The 21,608-nt window shown below is 64.0% G+C and carries 19 protein-coding genes, 1 pseudogene and 2 CRISPR repeat arrays; of the genes and pseudogenes, 5 read left to right on the top strand and 15 right to left on the bottom strand.

The features are described from left to right. The first annotated feature begins 3 nt into the window (after nt 1–3). A complete protein-coding gene (locus AQZ49_RS22220; protein WP_197410965.1) occupies nt 4–564 on the top strand; it encodes an AAA family ATPase in 561 nt (186 codons plus the stop codon). On the opposite strand, the gene AQZ49_RS07315 is transcribed toward AQZ49_RS22220, so the two are convergent. Continuing rightward, a complete protein-coding gene (locus AQZ49_RS07315) occupies nt 499–960 on the bottom strand; it encodes an NUDIX hydrolase (RefSeq protein ID WP_067614502.1) in 462 nt (153 codons plus the stop codon). The two genes, AQZ49_RS22220 and AQZ49_RS07315, sit on opposite strands and share 66 nt — an antisense overlap. Before the next feature lie 447 nt (nt 961–1,407). Between AQZ49_RS07315 and AQZ49_RS07310 the strand changes: the two genes are divergently transcribed. Next, nucleotides 1,408–2,286 (top strand): HNH endonuclease, encoded by an 879-nt coding sequence (locus AQZ49_RS07310; protein ID WP_231739013.1) that lies wholly within the window; start codon nt 1,408–1,410, stop codon nt 2,284–2,286. A gap of 415 nt (nt 2,287–2,701) precedes the next feature. Here the strand turns inward: AQZ49_RS07310 and AQZ49_RS07305 are convergent, their stop codons facing one another. The 3 genes from AQZ49_RS07305 to AQZ49_RS07295 form a co-directional block, all read right to left on the bottom strand. Further along, nucleotides 2,702–3,595, bottom strand: coding sequence for a HEPN domain-containing protein (locus tag AQZ49_RS07305; RefSeq protein ID WP_067614498.1), 894 nt, complete (start codon nt 3,593–3,595; stop codon nt 2,702–2,704). A gap of 80 nt (nt 3,596–3,675) precedes the next feature. Further along, nucleotides 3,676–3,912, bottom strand: coding sequence for an RNA polymerase sigma factor (locus AQZ49_RS07300; RefSeq protein ID WP_067614496.1), 237 nt, complete (start codon nt 3,910–3,912; stop codon nt 3,676–3,678). Then, nucleotides 3,909–4,817, bottom strand: coding sequence for an ArdC family protein (locus AQZ49_RS07295; protein ID WP_067614494.1), 909 nt, complete (start codon nt 4,815–4,817; stop codon nt 3,909–3,911). Before AQZ49_RS07295 ends, AQZ49_RS07300 begins: the two co-directional genes overlap by 4 nt. A 492-nt stretch (nt 4,818–5,309) precedes the next feature. Here AQZ49_RS07295 and AQZ49_RS07285 point away from each other — a divergent pair, with 492 nt between their 5' ends. Next, complete coding sequence (locus tag AQZ49_RS07285) at nt 5,310–5,498, top strand: helix-turn-helix transcriptional regulator (RefSeq protein WP_067614490.1); 189 nt, start codon at nt 5,310–5,312, stop codon at nt 5,496–5,498. Between the two features lie 229 nt (nt 5,499–5,727). Here the strand turns inward: AQZ49_RS07285 and AQZ49_RS07280 are convergent, their stop codons facing one another. Together AQZ49_RS07280 and AQZ49_RS07275 are read right to left on the bottom strand one after the other, a co-directional pair. Next, complete coding sequence (locus AQZ49_RS07280) at nt 5,728–7,017, bottom strand: type II toxin-antitoxin system HipA family toxin (protein ID WP_082701631.1); 1,290 nt, start codon at nt 7,015–7,017, stop codon at nt 5,728–5,730. After that, nucleotides 7,007–7,342: a helix-turn-helix transcriptional regulator gene (locus AQZ49_RS07275; RefSeq protein WP_067614486.1), complete on the bottom strand. Its 336-nt coding sequence runs from the start codon at nt 7,340–7,342 to the stop codon at nt 7,007–7,009. Before AQZ49_RS07275 ends, AQZ49_RS07280 begins: the two co-directional genes overlap by 11 nt. Before the next feature lie 217 nt (nt 7,343–7,559). On the opposite strand from AQZ49_RS07275, the pseudogene AQZ49_RS22965 reads away from it, so the two are divergent. Beyond that, a pseudogene (locus AQZ49_RS22965) lies at nt 7,560–7,743 on the top strand (hypothetical protein); the annotation flags it as partial. A 180-nt stretch (nt 7,744–7,923) separates the two neighbouring features. After that, nucleotides 7,924–8,745: a CRISPR direct-repeat array (repeat unit 29 nt; unit sequence CGGTTCATCCCCGCACGCGCGGGGAACAG). A 65-nt stretch (nt 8,746–8,810) separates the two neighbouring features. Here AQZ49_RS22965 and cas2e read toward each other — a convergent pair. The 9 genes from cas2e to AQZ49_RS07220 form a co-directional block, all read right to left on the bottom strand. Continuing rightward, nucleotides 8,811–9,092 carry a type I-E CRISPR-associated endoribonuclease Cas2e gene (gene cas2e / locus AQZ49_RS07265; protein ID WP_067614482.1) on the bottom strand — a complete coding sequence of 94 codons (282 nt, stop codon included), beginning with the start codon at nt 9,090–9,092 and terminating at the stop codon, nt 8,811–8,813. 7 nt (nt 9,093–9,099) lie between these two features. After that, nucleotides 9,100–10,053 carry a type I-E CRISPR-associated endonuclease Cas1e gene (gene cas1e / locus AQZ49_RS07260; RefSeq protein WP_067614480.1) on the bottom strand — a complete coding sequence of 318 codons (954 nt, stop codon included), beginning with the start codon at nt 10,051–10,053 and terminating at the stop codon, nt 9,100–9,102. Between the two features lie 7 nt (nt 10,054–10,060). Next, on the bottom strand, nt 10,061–10,771 hold the full coding sequence (cas6e, locus tag AQZ49_RS07255; protein ID WP_197410964.1) for a type I-E CRISPR-associated protein Cas6/Cse3/CasE: 711 nt from the start codon (nt 10,769–10,771) through the stop codon (nt 10,061–10,063). Next, nucleotides 10,768–11,481, bottom strand: a complete 714-nt coding sequence (gene cas5e, locus AQZ49_RS07250; RefSeq protein WP_231739012.1) for a type I-E CRISPR-associated protein Cas5/CasD — start codon at nt 11,479–11,481, stop codon at nt 10,768–10,770. The genes cas6e and cas5e overlap by 4 nt, the downstream gene beginning before the upstream one ends. Beyond that, nucleotides 11,474–12,553, bottom strand: a complete 1,080-nt coding sequence (cas7e, locus tag AQZ49_RS07245; RefSeq protein ID WP_067614474.1) for a type I-E CRISPR-associated protein Cas7/Cse4/CasC — start codon at nt 12,551–12,553, stop codon at nt 11,474–11,476. Before cas7e ends, cas5e begins: the two co-directional genes overlap by 8 nt. Then, nucleotides 12,550–13,098 carry a type I-E CRISPR-associated protein Cse2/CasB gene (casB, locus tag AQZ49_RS07240; protein ID WP_067614472.1) on the bottom strand — a complete coding sequence of 183 codons (549 nt, stop codon included), beginning with the start codon at nt 13,096–13,098 and terminating at the stop codon, nt 12,550–12,552. The genes cas7e and casB overlap by 4 nt, the downstream gene beginning before the upstream one ends. Then, nucleotides 13,095–14,651 (bottom strand): type I-E CRISPR-associated protein Cse1/CasA, encoded by a 1,557-nt coding sequence (gene casA / locus AQZ49_RS21755; RefSeq protein ID WP_082701629.1) that lies wholly within the window; start codon nt 14,649–14,651, stop codon nt 13,095–13,097. The genes casB and casA overlap by 4 nt, the downstream gene beginning before the upstream one ends. 124 nt (nt 14,652–14,775) lie before the next feature. After that, the gene (gene cas3, locus AQZ49_RS07225; RefSeq protein WP_197410963.1) at nt 14,776–17,286 is read right to left on the bottom strand and encodes a CRISPR-associated helicase Cas3'; all 2,511 of its coding nucleotides are present in this window, start codon (nt 17,284–17,286) and stop codon (nt 14,776–14,778) included. Between the two features lie 82 nt (nt 17,287–17,368). Further along, a CRISPR array of direct repeats spans nt 17,369–19,105; the repeat unit is 29 nt; unit sequence CGGTTCATCCCCGCGCGTGCGGGGAACAG. 1,004 nt (nt 19,106–20,109) lie between these two features. Next, complete coding sequence (locus AQZ49_RS07220) at nt 20,110–20,580, bottom strand: TspO/MBR family protein (RefSeq protein WP_067614466.1); 471 nt, start codon at nt 20,578–20,580, stop codon at nt 20,110–20,112. A 50-nt stretch (nt 20,581–20,630) separates the two neighbouring features. On the opposite strand from AQZ49_RS07220, the gene AQZ49_RS07215 reads away from it, so the two are divergent. Then, nucleotides 20,631–21,608 carry a magnesium chelatase ATPase subunit I gene (locus tag AQZ49_RS07215; protein ID WP_082701661.1) on the top strand — a complete coding sequence of 326 codons (978 nt, stop codon included), beginning with the start codon at nt 20,631–20,633 and terminating at the stop codon, nt 21,606–21,608.

Genomic DNA, 21,608 nt, shown 5'->3' with positions numbered 1-21,608 from the left:
GCCGTGCTTGTTGGACTGTGCGGTCTTGCTGGGGCGGGGAAAACGACCTCTATCGAGATCCTTGAGCAGCGCGGCTTTGGCATGCGGGTTTATGTCGGAGCGATTGTCACAGCCGAAGTTGAACGGCGGAAATTGCCTCGGACGGCGGCCAGTGAGAGGCTTGTTCGTGACGAACTTCGTCAGGCAGAGGGAATGGGCGCTCTTGCAAGTCGGGCTTTGCCGACGATCCGCTCTGTCCTGTCTGCGAGAGGCACGGCGTTAGTGGATGCGATCTACTGCGCTGAGGAAAGTGAAATTTATCGCGAAGCATTTGGTAACAGGCTTGTGACTGTCGCCGTGGAGACCGCTCTCGAAAAACGCGCCAACCGCTTGTCCGCGCGAACGCTGCGACCGCTGAGCCCGGAGGATCTCGAAATACGCGACCGCTACGAAATCGAGTTGCTGGGAACAGCCGCGCTCATGGCGGCAGCCGATTACACTCTCGGCAATGACGGTACGTTAAATGAGCTCCAGCAAGCCCTGGACGGCTTCGTCGGGCGCTCGGCGGGCCGATCCGGTCTTTGAACGTCTTCGCTTGCGGAGGTAGGGTAGAATTCCGTTCTCGATGCTCGGCGCCAGACGGATGGCGCGGGGCGAGCGGATATTGATCCAAGCGAGCTCTTCGATCTCCGAGCACGGCTGCGGCTCACCGACAAGCGTGGCGCTATAAAGGCGGACAACAACGACCGAGTCGGCGACGCCTGCGGCCACATCTTTGAAGACGCGCAAAAGACACGGATCGACGATCCGGCACCCCAGTTCCTCGTCAATCTCGCGCGCGAGGGTTTCAAGATCGCTCTCGTTCCCCTCGGGCTTACCCCCAGGAAGGATAAAAATGTCGGATTTACGCTTCCTGGCAACGAGCAAATGGCCGTCGCTGATGGCCGCCAGTCCGACCTTGTGAATCCACATTCTGGTCATTTCGGCTCCTTCATTTCAACTCCCAATATAGTCGAATCTTTCGGAGTAGGAAAGATGCGAGCATCTCCGGTGTGGTTTAGCGAACGCAGCAAACGCTTTTGGGGCATTCCAGCCTCTCCCGCGTCATCAAGCGTGCGACGCAGCTTGCCCAAATAACTGTCGGTGGTGCGAACAACCGCCGAATGTCGGCTCCCAAAATAGTCGGACACTCTCAGTAGCGGCACTGACAGGCAGGAATGTCCCAGGTCGCGCCCATCACGTTTGGAAACACGAACCGGAACTCCGCCCGGTCGAACGGCCGAGCGGCAAGGTCGATGACAGCTTGTCCGATTTCGACTGCTTTTATGCCAAGATAACGGGACGGGTAAACGCGCCCATCACAAGCGACGGCACGTATCCAATCAGTCGGCATGTCGTTATGTTGAACCCATGGCAAAGGGCATCTTCATGCATCGATCGGATTCGATCTACGATGACAGCCCAGCCGTGCAATACCAGTTCCCCAAGCAATACCTGGGTCGCGCGAGCGCCTGCATCGGCGACTGGATCATCTACCTTGAGCCCGGCAAGGTGCGCGGCAGCCGTGGCTATTTCGCGACGGCCAAGGTCGAGCAAGTCGTGCCGGACCCAACGGCGCCCGATATGTACCTCGCGCTGATCGAGCCAGGCACCTATCTCGACTTCGTCAATCACGTGCCTTTCAATGGCGCAACCGGCATCGTCGAGCGCGGGGTTCTCAATGATGCCGGACGGATTTCCGGACGGGCGCAATCGGCCGTGCGGCCGCTTTCGATCGCCGATTTCAACCGGATCATCGACCTCGGCACGGCCGAAAACGACGACTTTCTGCCCCGTGTCGACAGCGATGCGGGCAACAGTTTCCGGCAGGAGCGCGTGCCCTTTCAGCACGAAATTGAGCGCGATCGGGTGGCGTTTTTGGCGTCACGCATGGTGCGCGATCGCCTGTTCCGGCGGCGCATTGTCACCGCCTATGATGCGCGTTGTGCAGTGACCGGTTTGAAGCTGATCAACGGTGGTGGCAGGGCCGAAGTCGAAGCAGCCCACATCCGTCCCGTTGAACATGGCGGGCCCGATATCGTGAGCAACGGCATCGCGCTTTCGGGCACGGTCCACTGGATGTTCGATCGTGGTCTGATCAGCCTGAAGGACGACCTGGAGATCATGATCAGCCGGCAAACGAACGATCCGGCGAGCATACGGTCGCTTGTCAACCGGACCGGTTTTGCCGTGGCTCCGTCCCGCACGATGGATCGCCCACACCCGAGTTTCCTCGCATGGCATCGCGACAATTGCTTCAAGCATTGACCGCCAGATCCAGCTTCCGGAACGGCTGAATATCCCTGTCTGGCAATCGATCCGGGAGCCACTTTCGAGTCGAGCTCATTGGCCGAAAACCGGGATTTGCGGTGAGGGAAAATGGGGGCAAACGCCGGGTTTCCGTTGCCCCGAATGCCCAGACAGGGTCGGTGACAAACCAGCCTCCACCCACAAAGGCCATGCCTCCTGCAAAAAGGATGTGCAGACAGTAAGTTAGCAGTGCCCCGGAGGCACTGCCTTTATCTTGCAAAACCTCCCTACCCCCCAATCCGCCCCGATGCCTTTCTCCCAAGCCGTCTCAAGAAGCCCGGCCGCCAATGCCACCGCGCAGCGCCAGCACGCAAAAATGCCCTGAACCGCAGCTCGGCTCAGGGCAGCTCAAGGTGTGTCGGGGTGGGATAGGCTACAGGTCGAGGTGACGACGGCAAACGGCGTCAACGAGACGCTGCAATTCGCTGACCCGTTCGGCGATCCAGAGGAGCTCCTCTTCGGTGATGACGTAATGGGGTGAGTAGCGCGCATGGACATAGGCCTGGCGTAGCAGCTCGTAGCGGCGCCGGCTGACCTTGTCGCTGCGCGGCCAGGCGGCAACCAGATCGGGGGCCAGTTCCTCGGCATGCGAGCGCAGGAAATTGAGCTTGTGCGACTTGGGGCTGTAAAGGGTCAGCACCAGCAGCGCGCAGTGGTACAGTCGCTCGGCAGCCTGATGTAGATTGAATGCCGCCTCGTTTGTGTCGCCGCGCTCAATCAAGAACTTTGCAGACGCCAAAAAAGCATCGGCGCTCGGGAACCACTTGTCGAAATGGGCCAGCGCCTCTGCCCTGGCCTCCTCGGGCGGAAGGTCGCGCGGCTGGGCGAAGCAAAAGCCCTCGGCCTCGTAGAGCGCAATCCCGTCACGCACGATGTCGATGAAGAACGGTCGCCCCTTCTCCAGTTGCTGGTTCACGTCGGTCAGCGAATGGACGATCAGATTGACCGGTGCCGACAGCGTGCCGGTGATGGTCATGTCGCGCATCAGCCGGTCCTCGGCTGCCGACCAGTATTCGAAATCGACCAGCCGCTCGTCGTTGACGACGACAAGGATGTCGTAATCGGACTTGTAGCCGCCGATGGGATCATCGACCCAGCCGCCCCGCGCATAGCTGCCATAGAGCACCAGCTTGAGAATGCGGCCCTGCTTCTTCCAGCGAAGCGTGCCCAGCGCATGGGCGGCCTCGAATTCCTCGAAGATCACCCGCACGACATGCTCAAGCTCGCGCTGCTTGGGCTGTGGCAGATGGTCGAGATCGGTGCGCATGTCCTGTCTCTACCGACAAAATCCCGCGCGCGCCAAGCGGGTTCCGCTTGGCGGCGGGGATGAAGGAACCGGACGCCCCGCTATGTTTCGCGAAAGGCGTCATGGATATGGGCGACGGCACGGTTCAGATGGCGCATGATCTGCTTGCGCGACAGACCGGTCTGGTGCGCAATCTCGGCGATCGACAGATCATGGAAGCGCCGGGCGATGAAGATTGCCCGCGTCATCTTCGGCATGCGCATGATGACCGCTTCGACCCGGGCGAGATGCGCCGCCCTGGCCTCGGGATCCGGGCCGTCGTCGTCGGGCGCGGTCACGGCACTGCCTCCGGCGCGCTTGCCTGCGGCCGGAATGCCAGCAGGTAATCGGCGGCCTTGCTGGCCTGACTGGCGGCCCGAAAGATCGCGCGGTTATCGGCGCGCAACACTTCCAGCCATGCACCGATGTAGTCGGCATGCCGCACGGTCGGCACGATCCCCATCGCGGCACAGGCAAAGGCGCTGCACAGTTCGGCAACCAGTTCCTCGCGTGCATAGGCTGCACTGCCAAAGCGGCCTGACTGGTCGCGATCAAGCCGGGTCGGGTGCCCGGTCCAGTGGCCCAGTTCGTGGAGCACGGTGCGATAGAAATTGATCGGCTCGCCGAAGGCCCGCGGCAGTGGCACTTCGACCCGGTCTGCCGATGGCACATAGCAGGCATGGGGTGCACCGATGCAGACCCGCGCCCCGCTTGCTGCAACCAGCGCCTCGGCTTCGGGCACCGTGACCGCATCGCCGCGCGGCGTATCACCCTCGGGCAAGGTCAATGCATCGGGCAGGCCTTCGCATTGCGCGACATTGAACACGGTAAAGCGCTTGAGGAATGCCACCTGCCGCACGGCTTCGCCATCGCTGGCAGGCGTGCCTCCCTCGCCGTTCTGCGCGTCCTTCGGCGTGAAGCGATCGGCATAGCAGACCGTCACCCCCCGCTCGCCCCTGCGGACGTGCCCGCCCAGCGCCTCGGCCTGCCTGAACGTCAGCCAGCGTTGCGCGGCAAACCCGCCTTCGAACAGCGCGTGCCACAGGATCAGGATATTGATCCCCGAATAGGCCCGACCGCTCACCGCATTGCACGGCAGGCCCGCCAGCACTGTTGCGCTATTCCATGGCTGCACCCATGGCAGTCGCCCTTCCTCCAGCTCGGCGACAATCCGCCGGGTCACCCGGTCGTAGAGTTCCTCCATGGGCCGGGGCCGTGCTTCACCAGCCCCTGCAACCCTCGCCACGCAACGCTGCGCATGCGCACCAAACATGGCCATGATCCACCTCCTCTCCCAAACCGCCATGACCCGGCGCCGGTCGGGCGGGTGGGCGGCAGGAGCGGACCAGCAGGCCCGGCGAGGAGGCGGGCTGCACCCCAAAGGGGGCGGAACGAAGAGGAGCACCCCGGCGCAGCCGGGGTTGCAGCATGCCGCGCCGGGTCTAACGGGCAGCGACGCCCACCCGGCCGACCGGGGCCGCAAGGCCCAACGCCGGCGCGCCCAGGCGCGCCGTCCGCATGACCCAGCCCTTGTCCGACCCGATCGCGTCACGCGCGATTGCTGCAAACAGGCGCCCTGGTCCCAGGTGCCAATCGAATGGCTGAAACTGGCCATCTCTGGCCGGGTAAAGTCTCTCCAGCGGGTTCGCCAGATACTGCATGAAGCCCATCGGACAACACCAATGGAGACCTCATCATGGACACGGCACCCGACCGCATTTTGCGCCTCAGGGCGGTTCTCAAGATCGCCGGGTTCAGCCGGGCGACGCTCTATCGCAGGATGCAGGCTGGCACTTTCCCGCGTCAGATCCGTATCGCTGAACGCTGTGTCGGATGGCGGCAGAGTGCCATCGATGCCTGGCTCAACGGTCTTCATCTGGGCTGAAGGACAGCTGTGGCAAAGACCGCCCCGATCGCGATGGAGGCCTGAGCCTTTCAGGCCCCCAAGAACGGGTAAGTCAGCCGGAAATTAGCGCGTACCAGCGACTGGAAGCCTTCCAAAGTTTGCTCAAAGCCGACCGCTGCTGGCAGCAATCTATCGCTTGATCATCACGGATACTCTAAGGGCGCGCGGGCCCAGGCTTTGGCATAGCCCCGGACAAAACCCTGCCCGATCAAAGCCCGGGCGCGCCGTCGATATAACCCTCGAACGCATAGTCGTTAAGAAACTGGCGCCGCCACAGAAAGGCGCGATCGATCGTGCCCAGTTCCGCCTCGTCGCAAATGCTGTTCCATTGCGCCATGATCCCGCCGATCTGCGCGCGGATCAGCGCGCGCGCATCGTTGTCGCTCAGCAGGAATTGGGGCGCAGACAGGCGGCAGGTTTCCAGCAGGCTGCGCTTGTCTGGCCCATGGATCAGCATGGCCTGATTGGCCTCGCGTCCGCCGCGCGGTTGAGGGCACAAGTCATAGGCCGGGGTCAGCGTCAGCCGCGCGCCGTCCCAGAATGCAGCGTGGTTGCGCGCGTGATCATCGGTATTGCCAATCAGCACATTGAACACCATGCGGCCAAACAGCTCGCGCAAGGTAGCTCGTGGCTCGGTAAAGCGCGCGCGCACCAGATCGGCCAGATCGCCATAGCTGGCATAGCGCGCCTGCATTTCGGAAAGGCCCAGCATGGTCAGCGCCGACACCATGCCGCGCCGCGCCCAGCCCTCGCCGGTCCATTCCCGGTCAAACCGGCGCACCAGCAAGACATCCCTGCCACTGGCCCGCGCAAGACGCACAGGCGCGACATCCAGCCCCAGCTCCGCACCAAGCCGCATCGCCAAAAATTCCGCCTTGACCACCGACATCGTGTCGCCGGTGCTCGAAAATTTGGCGATGAACTTGTCGCGCCCATCTTCGACCAGAGCCTTGGGCCTTGCCCCCCCGATCGAGCTGCCGTGAAACAGCGCCTTGTCGAGCGCGGGTGGTACGGGTTCGCCGCGCTCGACCCGGTCGGCCGCGTCCATCAGATCGTCCAGCGTTGCATTTTCCTGCTCGCGTGGCTGATAGCGCTCTGCCGAAAGCTGGAAATCGAGCGCGCCAATCCGGTCCGATCCGGAATTGAGCATGAACGTCAGCTCGTCAAAATCGACCTGGTGCGCCGCCTCACCCCCCAACCCGGTCAGCCGGTTGATGATGACCCGCCGCCCCCATGCATCGGGCGCGCCGTCGCGCAGGCACCCGGCCATCTCCAGCGGCGGCTCTGGCTCGATCAGCCCGCGCCGCAGCGGCAATTCCGGCGCATAGATCGCCACGGCATCGGCCCGCGCCAGATACGACCGGCCATAATTGAAGGCATAGGTGTCGCCATCACGCACGATCCGGCCCGCAATCACCGGCTGCATCGCTCTCGGCAGCCAGATCCAGACAAAGGCCTCGCCCGGCTCGACCCGTGCGCGCCCCGCCTCAGAAATCATCGTTCAGATCCCCGCGCGCGCGGCGCACCGACCGTGGCAGCAAAGCCATGGTTTCGCTGACCCGCGCCAGCTCTGTGCCAAGACGCGCAGGGGTATCGACAAACAGCGGCACCCCGACCAGCGTCGCCGCCTCGAACACCAGCCCGATTTCGACCGTGGGATGGCCCTTCTCTATCGCCTGCAAAGTGCTGCGCGCGATCCCGACCCGCTCGGCCAGATCCGCCTCGGACATCTTGCGCTGCTTGCGCGCAAGGCGAATGCGCCCGCCCAGCAAGGCCAGCGTTTGATGCGTGACGCGTGAATACGTGCGCGGATGGTGGTTCATCGCCTTCTCCAACCCCACCAATAACGGGCACGGTGTGAAAAGGCAAGATAATGACTGTTATAACCTCCAAATATGGACTTTATGCCTCTTATATCGATCATTTTTGAAACGCCGCCCCCCGCGTGCGGTACCCTCCGGTGCGTTATCATAAATCGTTGCCGCCACCCTTTATGATCGTTTGTGAAACCTGCTGATCCGCCATGCCCGCGTGTCCAAGGCCGATGGCTGCCAGTCGTTTGGAATATTCGCCTCGCTGGCCGGATTAGCCGCAGCGCGCGCCCGGGGCCGCCAGCGTGGCCGAGCTATGCCACGAACTGGGCATCAAACCGGTAACGCTGTACCGCTATGTCGACCCGCAAGGCACCTTGCGCGACCACGGCCGCCGCGCCCTTGCCCAATAGCGCCCGGGCCCTGCCCCAAAGGTCCTGCGATGCTGGCCCGGAGGGTCGCCGAGTATCCCTCATCTCAGAGATGGCCAAAGCCATGTCCGCGTCGCAATAGCGTTTTTCTACCTCGGGCCAGCAAGCCTGTCATCGCATATTGCGCCGGACTTTCAACCGCGAGCCTGTGACCGTCGAATTAGATTCTTCCCTGCACGCGCGGGGAACAGCGCGCGGGTTGAGGATTGCGGGGGCGCGGGGCCGGTTCATCCCCGCACGCGCGGGGAACAGTCGACCATCGACGGGTCGCAGCGGTGCTATTATGGTTCATCCCCGCACGCGCGGGGAACAGGGTCACCGGGCGCGTGCTCTGCAATGGCACCGCGGTTCATCCCCGCACGCGCGGGGAACAGCAACATCGCCACCAGCCCCGCCACGGTGATCACGGTTCATCCCCGCACGCGCGGGGAACAGCGCCAGCAGCGCCGACAAGCGTGGAGACGTTGCGGTTCATCCCCGCACGCGCGGGGAACAGGGCGATCATCGCCATGTCGTTGCCCAGCGCCGCGGTTCATCCCCGCACGCGCGGGGAACAGAGCTGATCGAGATAGGGGATTTGCGTGATCGGCGGTTCATCCCCGCACGCGCGGGGAACAGGGAAATTTCGGGCTTTTCTTGGCAAGGAACTTCGGTTCATCCCCGCACGCGCGGGGAACAGCTCCGGCACCGTCTCGGTGACGCCGGGAGAGACGGTTCATCCCCGCACGCGCGGGGAACAGGGGAAGCTGCGGCAAATGCACGTGCAGGCCGTCGGTTCATCCCCGCACGCGCGGGGAACAGTCGATATCGCCAGCTTTGTCGAGGGCGCAAACCGGTTCATCCCCGCACGCGCGGGGAACAGACAGGATGGGCCCTGACGACATAGCAGATAGGCGGTTCATCCCCGCACGCGCGGGGAACAGGCGCGGGAAGTCCTGCGCAATGGTGTAGGCGCCGGTTCATCCCCGCACGCGCGGGGAACAGACTTCGTGGAAAGGTCTGATTTCACAGCAGTTTTACGATGTCAAAGACTCTACCGATTTTCCGCGTCAACTTTGCGGCAGAAAGGATACCAGTTTCAGCCCGTCAAAATCCACCGGCATGCGGCGGTTGGCGCCGGCGGTGCGGAAGTCAAATCCCTGTTCGGTGCGGGCGGTCCATACCATGACCGCATCGCCCTCGCCGATCGCGTTTTCCACTTCGCCCCAGATGCGTTCGCGCGTGCGGGCGGCGTAATCGCCCACATAGATCCCGGCGCGGATTTCCAGCAACCATGCGCCAAGCCGTCCGCGCAGGCGCGGCGGGGCATTGGTCAGCGCGATGACCATCATCGCCGCATCATCCCCGGTGCCCTTCGTCGCCGCCCGCCGGTTCGTCCTCAAAAGCCGGGCCCACGGCATCGGCGGGCGGCTCTGGCCGGGCCACTTCGGCGGCGGACAAGACCTCTTCGATGCGCGGGATGATCTGTGCCAACAGCCCACTGCGGCGAAACGCGTCGCGACAGGCAAGCCGCACCGCGCGTTCAGGCGACGTGCCGCCCGGAAGCTGTGCCAGCTTCCCCCGTGCCGCCGCACCGGCAATGCGAAAGGCCTCTGGCACAACGGTATCCAGTTTCCACAGATCGGCAATGTCATAGACAAACGACAGCGGCTTGCCCGTGTGCAACATGCCGATTGCCGGGGCATAGCCCGCCGCCAGCACCGCCGCCTCCGACAGTCCGTGCAGGCAAGCCGTCGCCGCCGAAAGACAGCGGTTGGGCACATCGGCCGCATCCCAATCGCCCCGGTCATAGGCGCGCCGGGTCCATGTCACGCCATGGGCCTGCGCCAGCAATTCATAGCTCTTGCGCACGCGCACGCCTTCGATCCCGCGCAATTGCTCGATCGACCGGCGCTGTGGCGCTGCCTCGCCAAAGCGCAACTCAAACATGCGCCGCACCACTTTCAACCGCGCCTCGTCATTCAGCGCTATCGCCGCCTGCCACAACAATCGATCAGACCGCGCCCCGCCGGGCTGGCCCGCGGAATAGAGCCGCACCCCGCCCTCGCCCACCCAGGTGATCAGCGTGCCGGTGCGCGCGGCCAGTGCGATCGCCGCATGCGAAATGCGCGCCCCCGGCTCCAGCATCAGGCAGGCGATGCCGCCAATGGGAATATGCGTGCGCGTGCCATCGGCATTGACCGCCACAAAGGCGCCATCGATCACATCAAGCCGCGCATGTTCGACAAACAGCAGCGATGCCCGATCCTTCAGCGGAATCGGCCTGGGCGGCGGCAGGCCGGGCATGGCCATGCCGTGCCTATCCCCCGGCCCGGCGGATCAGCATCAGGCCACAGCCAAAGGCGCGCGCCCGGCCGAAACCCCGGGCCAGCTTGGCCACAAACGCCGCCGGATCATCCACCACCAATGTGCCCGCCAGATCCAGCACGCCAAATTGCGGCTGCCCGCGCCGCCGCCCGCTGTGGCCGGGAATGGCCATCACGGCATAGTCAACAACGCTCAGCACCGGCGCGCCATCCTGATCGTTCGCCAGATGAAACCCGTGGTCTGCGCCCTGCCCCGCCATCCAGTCCAGCGCCGCACCATGCGCTGCGCCATCGCGCGCTATGGCCCGATCGACCGCGCCCATGCGATGCAGCGCATCCATCACCACATCGACCCGCTGCCCGCGCACCCCCTGCCCCATCGCCCGCGCGCGCGTGGCATTGGCGCGCAGGCTGAAATGCAGCCGGTCGCCTGCATTCAGCACGGGGGCAAAGGGCTTGATCGCATGCGGCTCGAACAAGGCGGATTCGACCGGCGCCCGGGCCGACAGCACCAGAAACCGCCCCTCACCCTCTGCCCGCCACAAAAAATCGCGCTCGACATCGGGATCGCCCGCAAAGGCCGCCCAAACGAGCCGATGATTGGCATCGAGCAGCCGCCCGGCATCATCGGGCTGCAACAGCGCGCGCAAGGCATCGAGCGCAGGATCGCGTCGCAAGGTCAGCCGCGAAAGATAGCGGCTCATGATGCGGCCCCTTGATCCGCATTGTGCCAGAGATGAACCTGCCGCTGGGCAAAGTGCCAGCGCGCACGGTCGATCGGCACATCATGGCGCCATTCGCTGTGCCCCTGCCCCAGATCGCAATCGGCGGCCACCATGCCCAGCGTCCACGGCCCTGCCCCGACAAACTGCGGCAGCGCGACATGACCCAGCGCCGTTATCGCATCGTCCGCCGTGATCCGGCGCGGCACCGGAGGCATCGCCAGCGGACAGGCCTTGCGCCCGAAATAGAGTGTAAACACCGGTTGACGCAGCGCGTCCGCCAGCTCGGCCAGCAGATCGCCGCCGCTATCATCCTGCCACAGCGCCACCCCATGGACCAGACCCGCGCGATAGTCGCGCTGGGTCAGCACGGTGTTCAGCTTGCCCGCCGCCTTTGCGCGCCGCAGGCCATCGGCCCGGCCATCCACGCGGCCGAACGCGGCGGGAATCGTCTGCGCGGTATGAAAATCGCGAAACGCCACTCCTTGGGCAAACTGGCCCACCGCCATCGACAACCGGTCGAGCCGTGCCAGACCCGCAGAATCGTCACGCCGCACCCCCGTTGCCGCGCCCAGCAGGCCCAGCACGGCAGAGCGCGCGGGCCATACATGCGTGCCGCGCCGTTCATGCCCGGCCAGATCGCCCATCGCGCCAATCATGGCGGCCAGGGTAAACACCAGATAATCAGCCATGGTCGGGCGCATCATCGACGCTGCGCGCCGCAAATTCGGCAATCCCGGCCAGACTGCCCTGCCCCGTTGTCAGATTCATAATGTCAGACGCGGTAAAGTTCGGGCCATAGGCAGCCTCTATCCGCGCGGCAGTGTCTTCGAGCCGGGCAATCGAGGCGGCCATCAGATCGTCGCCCTTCACCGCGTTGAAAAAGGCCCCGCCCAGGTCGCGCGGCGCAAAGGGCCCGCGTTCGGCGCGGATATAGTGCGCGCGCGGATGGTGGGCAAAGCTGTTCTGTTTGCCCGAAGGCGTAGCGGTGGCCAGCGCCCGCGCCAGGGCATCGAGCGCGCGCGCGGCCAGCGCACCATCGCCGCCCAGATTTTCGACCAGCAGATCGACATTGACGCAGGCATAAAGGTAATAGACCCCCGAGCCAAAGCCCAGATCGCCCAGATGGCTGCTGCCGGCATCGTCATCACGGGGCTTCAGATCGTCGACCGCGGTAAAGAAGTCATCCTCGCTGACCGCGCGGTGGGTGGTATAGGCATGGGCGACCTGCACTGCCGCCTCGCGGTTGAATTCGGTTGCTTCGGCCAGCATCCGGCCGAACATGGCGATGTCCACCGCGCCATCGGCGCTGCGCAGCACGGTCTTGCCCAGCGTTTTGTCATCGGGCAATTTTTCACCGGCCAGAATCTTTTGCGCCAGAGCCAGCGCATGGGCGCGCTCGTCGGGCGACACAAACGCCAGCGTGGCGTTGATCAGCGCCCCGCCCTTGCCCTTGGCATCCAGCTTGCCAAACACGGCGGCAACTTGCTCTGCCGCCTTGCGCGCGGCTTCGGCATCGACACCGCCTGCCACCAGCGTTTCGACTAGGTCTTCGCCGATCCGCTTTGTCCGCGTGCCCAGATGCCCGGCCAGATTCTGTTGGAACGCATCGCTGATCCGCACCGCCCGCTTGATCGACTGGCTCGACAGCCGCAGGCGCGGCGCCCCACCCAGATGCACCGATTTGGGCCGCCCCTGGTCGTCGCGATTGGGATTGCTGGGCGGATAGGCCGTCAACAGGTGAAATTGCACAAAGGTCGTCATGCGGCCTGTTCCTTGTGAAGAGCGTTGTCGTGATCGGTGGACGTTTCGGACATTTGGGCGGGCCGGGCGTTGTAATAGGCAAACCACCAACGCAGCCGCACCGCCTCGCCCCGCTCTGGGTCGTCCCACGCGGCCAGGTCGGCGGCCAGCGCGCCCACGTTGCAGGTGTTTTCGGCCTGGGCGAGCGCGCGGCGGATCTGCGGGGCCAGCTCCGCGCGCGAGGAGGCCATCAACCGCTCAAACCGCAGCGGGCTCATCACCGGGCTGTCGCCGCCCGGCGGCTTGCCCAGCGCCCGCGCCAAAGGCTCTCGCCCGTCGCGATCGACATGGGCGATGGCCAGCACGATATCGGCGAGCACATCGGCCCGATGCGCCAGCCAGGGCTGTGCCCGCACCAGATCGTGCACCGCCGGCTCACCCACCACCGCCAGGGGCCCGGCAGCACGGCGCAATCGCGCGCGCAAGGCGCGGTGATCGGCGCGCTGCTGATAATGGCCCAGATGATCGTGCCACCATGCCGCCACATCCTTGTGCAGGGCGTTCATGCTGCTATCCCCTTTGCTTTGGCCGGTCTGGCTGCAGGCTTTGGCGGTTCGAGCCGCAAATGCTCGTACAGCGCCACACCCGATTTCGAATATCCGCCCAGCATGGACAGCAGACGCTCTCGCACGAAAAGTGCTCGGTGGATGCGAGCAGCATCTTGAGAGGTAAAAGCTCTAGCCGCTTCATGATTGAAGAGATTTAGCACCATATCACGCAATACTGCCAGCCATGTCTCGCCCACACTAATTCCCTGACGGATCAAAACCATATGCTCGAGAAACGCAGCTTCTGTGTTGACGTAAAAGGCGTCGGCCATGTTACTTTCGCAAGATCCTCCCCATTTCCAATCTGAGGGCTTATAATCTTGTGGTAGACCCTTGGACTTTAATTCTGCCTTCCTTCGTGCACCACTCAATATTGCCATGAGACTTATCATTTCATTTTGAGCGACCTCAGCGGCACGTATGACACCTCGCAAAATTGCGGATTTCGTGTCTGATAAGACAAATGTTGGCTCTCGAGACCAAACAAAATCAAGTATTTTTGCGCTATTTGTTGCCCATCCACTCACAAGAACCGAATATTTTTCATCGAAATCTGCGCGGTTATCATATTGTCGTAGCGCTAATGCTCTATCGCGCAAATAGGCATCGTCAGCCTGACAAACGACACCAAGCCAATTACGATACCCCGCATTCCACGTTGCAGCACGCTGGCAAAACGCCATCTCTCCGGCTTTATTACGATAGTATGGCGAGAGTGGGTGGACCCATCCTTCATATTTATTTCCATACTGACGCTGCTCAACCCCAACAACTCGATCTTCACTGAAAATCAGCCGTATTCTACGCGGCATTCCGAAAAAAACTTCGACCGCGCTAAAAGTCTCCATCGCAGGCGGGTAAACTTTTGACGCGCGAGTTTGCTTCATCCATGGCAAATCGTCAGGATTTCCTGGTCGCCCATCGGGCACATTAGCCCAAATCACATCGAACAGATTGGGCTCACCACCCGGAACAACCAGCGTGCTTAAGGGCCCACCTGCGCGGAGCGAAGTAAGATATCCCCGCCCCCCTTCAGGCGCATATGCCTGAAGCGTAAACAACGCCATGGCGGCCTCGCCCATCGACAAATCGGCATAGCGACCGCGATGCACCATCAAATCGGTGTTATTGGGAGTCGCATTTGCCCCAGCGGAATCGATAAACAGCATATCGACAGAGCCGGGCTGTTTCACGCCCACTTCAAACGGTTCGAGATCCTGCATGAAACGCGGGCCCGGCCCATCCAGCGCAAAGGCATCGGCAAAGGCGCCAAGCCGCTCGGCCCAACGGGCCGCATCGGGGCGGCGGCGGGCATCCCAATCTTCGGGATCGCGTGGCGGATCGGCCATGGCCACCATGCCGATCAGAAGTTCCAGACAGGCCACATTCAAATCCGCGCGCGGCCAATCGGGCCACAACACGGCCGGATCGACAATATCGAACGGGCGGATCAGGCGCCGCCCGGTGCGTGTAATGACGGGAATCCAATATTCGTGCAGAAGATTGAACATGCCTCGCCCGCTCACGTCTTTGCCGTTGCGGAACAGGCTTATCGGTCACACCGATTACGTGTCAATACTGATCCCAACTGATTCCAAAATAGTGTCTGCAAACGATTTATAATTCGCAGCGCAACTAGCCAAGGATCAGCCCGGTATCAGCGCGATAGCGCAATCCAGGCACAATCACCCCATCGTCGCCCACCACACAGGGCGTTACGCTGGCCCGGCGCCAGCCCGGCCAGTCGGCGGTCAGCGCACGCCACGCCGGATCGTCCCCGCCCGGCAGGTTCAGCCCGCGCAGGCGCGATGCGGCCACGCTGACCTCGCTCAGGGCTTCGCGCTCGATCATGCTGGCACCCGCCTCTTGCGCCCATGGTGTATGGTCGGGGCGCAACAGCAACAGCGTGCGGGTTTCCCGGCCAAGGCGAGTGGGATATTCGCGATCGTCCTCGCCCCCGCCGCCGCCGCGATAGCCTTCGCCCAGTTTGATCACATTCTGCCGCCCGTGGCTGGCGCGGGCCATGCGTTCGCCATCGGCTTCTTGCTCGGCGGCATCCAGCGCGGTGGGAATGGGGCCGGGTTCGGTACCATGCACCGCCTCGATCAGCCCACGCAGATCGGCGGGCGCGACGATCTGCCCTGCGCGAAACAGCGTGTCGGCAGTGCGCCACTGATCGGCCACGGGATAGACAAAGGCGCCCCCCGGTTGCAGCGCCTGCAGCCAGCGTGCATCTTCGACTTGCGCCGGGTCGGGCGACACGACGTGCAGCACGGGGGCCGGCACGGGCCGATCCGGGGCGGGCCGCCGGGCCATGTGGCGCCACAATCGCCCGGCGCGCTGGATCAGGGCGGCCATCGGCGCCAGATCGCTGATCATCACATCGAAATCGAGATCGAGGCTCGATTCCAGCACTTGCGTGCCGATCAGCACCCGGCCCGCGCGATCATCCCCATCGCGGCCAAAGCGCGCCATCTGCCGCGCCTCGATCCGCTTGCGATCGCACAGGGCATAACGGGCGTGCAGCAGGTCGGCCTCGATCCCGCGCGCGCGCAGCGCCTCGCGCGCGGCAATCGCATCATCCACGGCATTGCGCACCCATACACAGGCCACCCCTCGCCCCGCCGCCTCGGCCAGGCAATCGAGCGCGGCCTCGACACTGCCAAGCCGCTCGATACCCACCACCCCTTTTTCGGCCAGGCGTGGCGGAAAATCGCGTAAGGCCGCCCCGCCCGCCACGGTCAGCGCGGGATAGGCCGGATCATCATCGATCGGCATGGCCTGCCCTGCCCCCTGGGCAAAGGCCTGGGCCAGCGCCATGCGCTGATGGCGTGGCAGGGTCGCCGTGATCAGAATGGCCGAGCCGCCCGCCATGGCGTGCAGGCGCAAAAGCTGGCGCAGCTCTTCGTCCATGTAGGCATCGCCCAGTTCGTGCACTTCATCCACGATCAGGATCTTGCCCGCCAGCCCCCAATGGCGCAGCGTGGCAAAGCGCGTGGGCAAGGCCGCCAACAGCGCCTGATCGACCGTGCCCACGCCAATCGTGGCCAACAGCGCGCGGCGGCGGTTATCGCCGATCCATTCGCCACAGACCACATCATCAGACACCGCCGCGCGATCGCGCAAGGCGCGAAACCGTGCCGACAGCGCCGCCCGGCCATGCGCCAGCGCCAGCGAGGGCGGGGCGACAAACATCCGCCCGATCTGCTGTTCCACCCGCGCAAACATGGCATCGGCGGTGGCCATGCTTGGCAGCGCGAAAAACAGCCCTGCCCCATGCCCGGCCAACAGCATCCGCTGGGCCAGGATCAACGCCGCCTCGGTCTTGCCCGCGCCGGTTTCATCTTCGACAAACACCAGCGTGGGGCCATCGGGCAAGGGCACGCGCGATGCCGCCTGCTGCATGGGCCGCAGTGCGAAATCGAACAGCGCACGATCAACCACGCCCGGCGGCAGCAGCCCGGTTTGCGTCACGGCAAAGGCCGCGCGCGTCTGTGCCATGCGCCAATAGGCGGCCAGATCCGGGCCCGGCGCGCATGGCGCAAACCAATCGGGGTTTGACCCGATCCAGTCGGCCACGGTTACCAGCCCGGCAAACCACCAACTGAGCGCACGCGCCTGCGCTGCGCTCCAACCGGTCAACCGCGCATCGGGCCACAGCGCGCACAGCGCGGCCACCAGCGCGCGGGCATCGTCCAACGCCCCGGCCCCCTGCCCCGCGACCAGTTCTTTCAGACTTTGTTTGTCGATCCGCGCCGGGCGCCCATGATGGCCCGCCGTGGCCGAGGCCAAAGGTTCGAGCGCAAAACGCGAACAATCGAGATGCGCGGCCAGATCGCGCTGGATGTCGCTGGCGCACAGATAGGCTTCGGAAACCTCCCAATGCCGCTTGGTCCCCTGGCTGTCGCCTTGCAGCAGCATCGCGCGAAAGCGGGGGTTGATCTTGCCCAGATCGTGCAGCGCGGTCAGCAACACCAGCGCATCGCGCGCATCCCGAGCGAGCGTATGCCCCGGCCCCAGCCCGGGCACCGCCAGCAATTCCACCGCCACGGCCGCCACGTCGAGCATATGATAGGCGGCCGGGTGAAACACCCCACCCTCGTCCCGCGGGCTTTTGCCGGGCCACGCCAGCAGGCTGGTCAACATTGGTTCGGCCCTTTGTCGCAGATGACCCAAGAATGGAATGCAAAGGCTCCGGTGTCAAAGGGCTGACTACCGTTCCAGATCTTGGTTTATCCCCGCGCGTGCGGGGAACAGTGTACGGCGAAATCGCGTTCTGCGGCGTCGATCGGTTCATCCCCGCGCGTGCGGGGAACAGGGGTCGCCCACCATGTCCCAAAGTTCCTCTCCCGGTTCATCCCCGCGCGTGCGGGGAACAGGCGCTGGCCGATGGTCTGTACAAGCGGATCTGCGGTTCATCCCCGCGCGTGCGGGGAACAGGCGCCGACCGCGTCCGACAGCGCCAAGGCCGTCGGTTCATCCCCGCGCGTGCGGGGAACAGCGTTCGATGGAGCGTACTGCACGATACTAATCCGGTTCATCCCCGCGCGTGCGGGGAACAGCGACGAAGACTGCGCGGCGGTCTGCGTTTTACCGGTTCATCCCCGCGCGTGCGGGGAACAACACGTAAACCCTTGTAGAATGGCGCTTTCCGTCGGTTCATCCCCGCGCGTGCGGGGAACAGACTATCGGCACAGGCGAGCAAGCAACAAGCGGCGGTTCATCCCCGCGCGTGCGGGGAACAGCCCCTGGGCTACCGGGTCGGTGCCCGCGTAGGCGGTTCATCCCCGCGCGTGCGGGGAACAGGCAAGATCAGGCACGCGGGTAACTTCCCACAGCGGTTCATCCCCGCGCGTGCGGGGAACAGATCATCGACAACGGGGCATATGGGCAAATCGCCGGTTCATCCCCGCGCGTGCGGGGAACAGCCATCCCCGCTAGGGTCGCTGCTGTGGAGGCCCGGTTCATCCCCGCGCGTGCGGGGAACAGGCGCGTGGTCACCGAATACGAAGGCCCGGACACGGTTCATCCCCGCGCGTGCGGGGAACAGGGCTTCGTCACCGAAATGATGCAGCGCGAAGACGGTTCATCCCCGCGCGTGCGGGGAACAGTGTTCGAATGCGCCACATTCGCGGCCTGGCTGCGGTTCATCCCCGCGCGTGCGGGGAACAGATTCCAGTGGCGCGGGCGCGCTGGATGCGCTGCGGTTCATCCCCGCGCGTGCGGGGAACAGGTCGGGCAAGTTCAACACCGGATCATACGGTGCGGTTCATCCCCGCGCGTGCGGGGAACAGCACCACGGTAAATTGCGGCGGCGGCTACACGACGGTTCATCCCCGCGCGTGCGGGGAACAGAGCCCTGACTGGTTGAGGTACAGCCCATCGATCGGTTCATCCCCGCGCGTGCGGGGAACAGGCAATCTCCGACGAAGAGATCGCCAACGAAGGCGGTTCATCCCCGCGCGTGCGGGGAACAGGCCAATGGCTCGACCACGCTCAACAGCCTGGCCGGTTCATCCCCGCGCGTGCGGGGAACAGGATCGACGCACCCGGCGCAGCCCCGCTTGATACGGTTCATCCCCGCGCGTGCGGGGAACAGACGTCGATGCGGACCTGGTCCATTACGCGATCCGGTTCATCCCCGCGCGTGCGGGGAACAGCCATAGCGCGGCGCCGGGATCGACCGGATTGCCGGTTCATCCCCGCGCGTGCGGGGAACAGGTGCAACAGCCAGGGATGTCGTTGTCAGGATACGGTTCATCCCCGCGCGTGCGGGGAACAGTGAAGCGACTGGGCATGGAATGGATGGGCCAGCGGTTCATCCCCGCGCGTGCGGGGAACAGTGTGGCCTGAGGTCACCTGGCAGGCCCAGCTCCGGTTCATCCCCGCGCGTGCGGGGAACAGAGGATCGAAGGCAATGGCATGGGGATTGGCTCCGGTTCATCCCCGCGCGTGCGGGGAACAGACTTGTTTGCAAGATATTCAATCGTAAGCGAATTTACAGGTGTCAAAGAACCTACCGATTTTCAGGTGCCCTTAGCACCCCTTTTCCGGATGGCTGTCAAGGTGCCAAGGCGCGGGTGCCAGTTGTGCCTCAGACGAACCGCCGCCGCCGCACTCACTCCAAATCGACGCGCAGCAACTCGCCGTGTGCCGCCATCCACAATAGTCCTGCAGATTTACCTGCCAGGCGATGATGAATTGCCGACCTAGCGTTTCGATCTCCCGCCCCCGCCCAACGACACACCGAGAGATCCTCTCCTTAGTGAGGAGTCCTATGTCGGCAGCATGATACCCATCCTGCTGGCCCCATTCATTGTACCGTCCGAGGGCATGATCAAGGCTCGCATGAAGCGAGGGGACGACCATGTACGAATCGGCAGCCTAGTTGGTGCTAACCGCTCCGCCAGTCCCCAAGCCGGGTACACTTTGGGCGGTCCAGGACTCCGAACTAGGTTGACGTAGAGACCAGAATTCGGGGGATGTTGCGCAATTGATATAGCCGTCCCAGTTTGTGCTTCGAACCCGAATTGCGGAAAGGGACTGGGGCCAAGCCTCGGGGCCATATTTTTTGCTGCACTGCAGCATTTTGTTGATTTGCAGATGTTTAAGGATGACTTGTGGTTCCCTTCACCGCTCCATTTCCCTGTCCGCTGACGTCTTTACAAACCCCAAGAAATCCAAGGTATTCCAGCGACATTCCGCCGCTGGCCGCTGCCTTCGTTCGCCAACAGCCCCCCGCAGTTGGGGGTATGATTGGGGGTATTTTAGGGACCCAGGCGCTGGATTTGCTGGGGGTACAATGCCGCTGACAGACATCGCCACAAGGAATGCCAAGCCAGACCCAACGGCCGTCAAAATGGCCGATGGGGCGGGATGTTCCTTTTGGTTATGCCTGCCGGTGGCAAGCTCTGGCCATTCGATGTGAACCCGAATTGCGCCATGCTTGCAGGCGGGGTGTCGTGCGGGTCAGGCGAAGGGGCGGTTGAGCCGGACAATCGCGCTGTTGAGCCATGAGGCAAAGCTGACCCACAGCAGATAGGGCACGATCAGCGCGCTTGCCTGGTGCGAGATGGGCCATAGCCCGACGACCAGCGCCACCAGCGAGGCCCACAGGAAGACGACCTCGATCAGCGCCCAGTCGGGCCTGCGCGCGCGAAAGAACAGCGGGCTCCACAGCGCGTGGAACACCGCGTTGGTGGCAAACAGGATCACCACGGTCATGCGGGCAGAGCCATCGGGCGCCGCTGTCCAGGCGATCACCGCCGACCACGCGGCCAGCCCCAGGATCACCGTCCAGGCCGGGCCGAACAGCCAGTTGGGCGGTTGCAATGCGGGTTTGCGCAAATCCCGATACCAGCCGTCGATCGGCGTCATCAGGCCACCCAGCCCGCCCAGCAGGACCGCCACGGCGGCGGCAACGAGTATCGGGACCGTCATGTCTGATTTGTCCATCTTGCGGAACGTCCAGCGCATGTTACACGTTGGGCGTGCGTGTGTCCTTCCCCTTTTCCGCGATCGTCGGCCAGGACGAAATGAAGCGCGCGCTGTTGATGGCGGCTGTCGATGCGCGCATCGGCGGGGTGATGGTGTTTGGCGATCGCGGCACCGGCAAATCGACCGCCGTGCGCGCGCTGGCCGCGCTGCTGCCGCCGATTCCGGTGACCGATGGCGGCTATCAGGATGGCAGCACGGGGATGGCCAAGGCGGGGGCAACCATGCCGGTGCCGTTCATCGACCTGCCGCTTGGCGCAACCGAAGACCGCGTGGTCGGTGCGCTCGATCTCGAACGCGCGCTGGGCGCCGGGGTCAAGGCGTTCGAACCGGGCCTGCTGGCGCGCGCACATGGCGGGTTTTTGTATATCGATGAAGTCAATCTGCTGGAGGATCACATCGTCGATCTGCTGCTCGATGTGGCGGCGTCGGGCGAAAATGTGGTCGAGCGCGAAGGGTTGAGCGTGCGGCACCCGGCGCGGTTTGTGCTGGTCGGCAGCGGCAATCCCGAAGAGGGCGAATTGCGCCCGCAATTGCTCGACCGGTTCGGCCTGTCGGTCGAAGTGCGCACGCCGCAGGATCTGAAACAACGGGTGGAAATCCTCAAACGCTGCGACGCATTTGAACGCACGCCTGACGAATTTGCCGAGCAATGGCGCCGCGAAGAACGCAAGACCTTGAAAAAGATCGCGCGCGGCCGCGCCGCGCTGGCCACGGTCACTGTGCCCGATGATGTGCTGATGCTGGCATCGCGGCTGTGCATCGCGGTTGGCGCCGATGGCCTGCGCGGCGAACTGACGCTGATGCGTTCGGCGCGTGCGCTGGCCGCGCTCGATGGCGCCGATGTGGTAACGGCAACCCATATCGCCACAGTCGCGCCGATGGCGTTGCGCCACCGGCTGCGCCGCAATGTGCTCGACGAAACAGGCTCAACCACGCGCATCGAACGCGCGCTGGAGGAACTGGTGGCTTGA

Source organism: Novosphingobium sp. FSW06-99 (genome assembly GCF_001519065.1).
GTDB lineage: Bacteria > Pseudomonadota > Alphaproteobacteria > Sphingomonadales > Sphingomonadaceae > Novosphingobium.
Note: the sequence above shows the minus strand (reverse complement) of the source record. Positions and strands in the feature narration are given on the sequence as shown.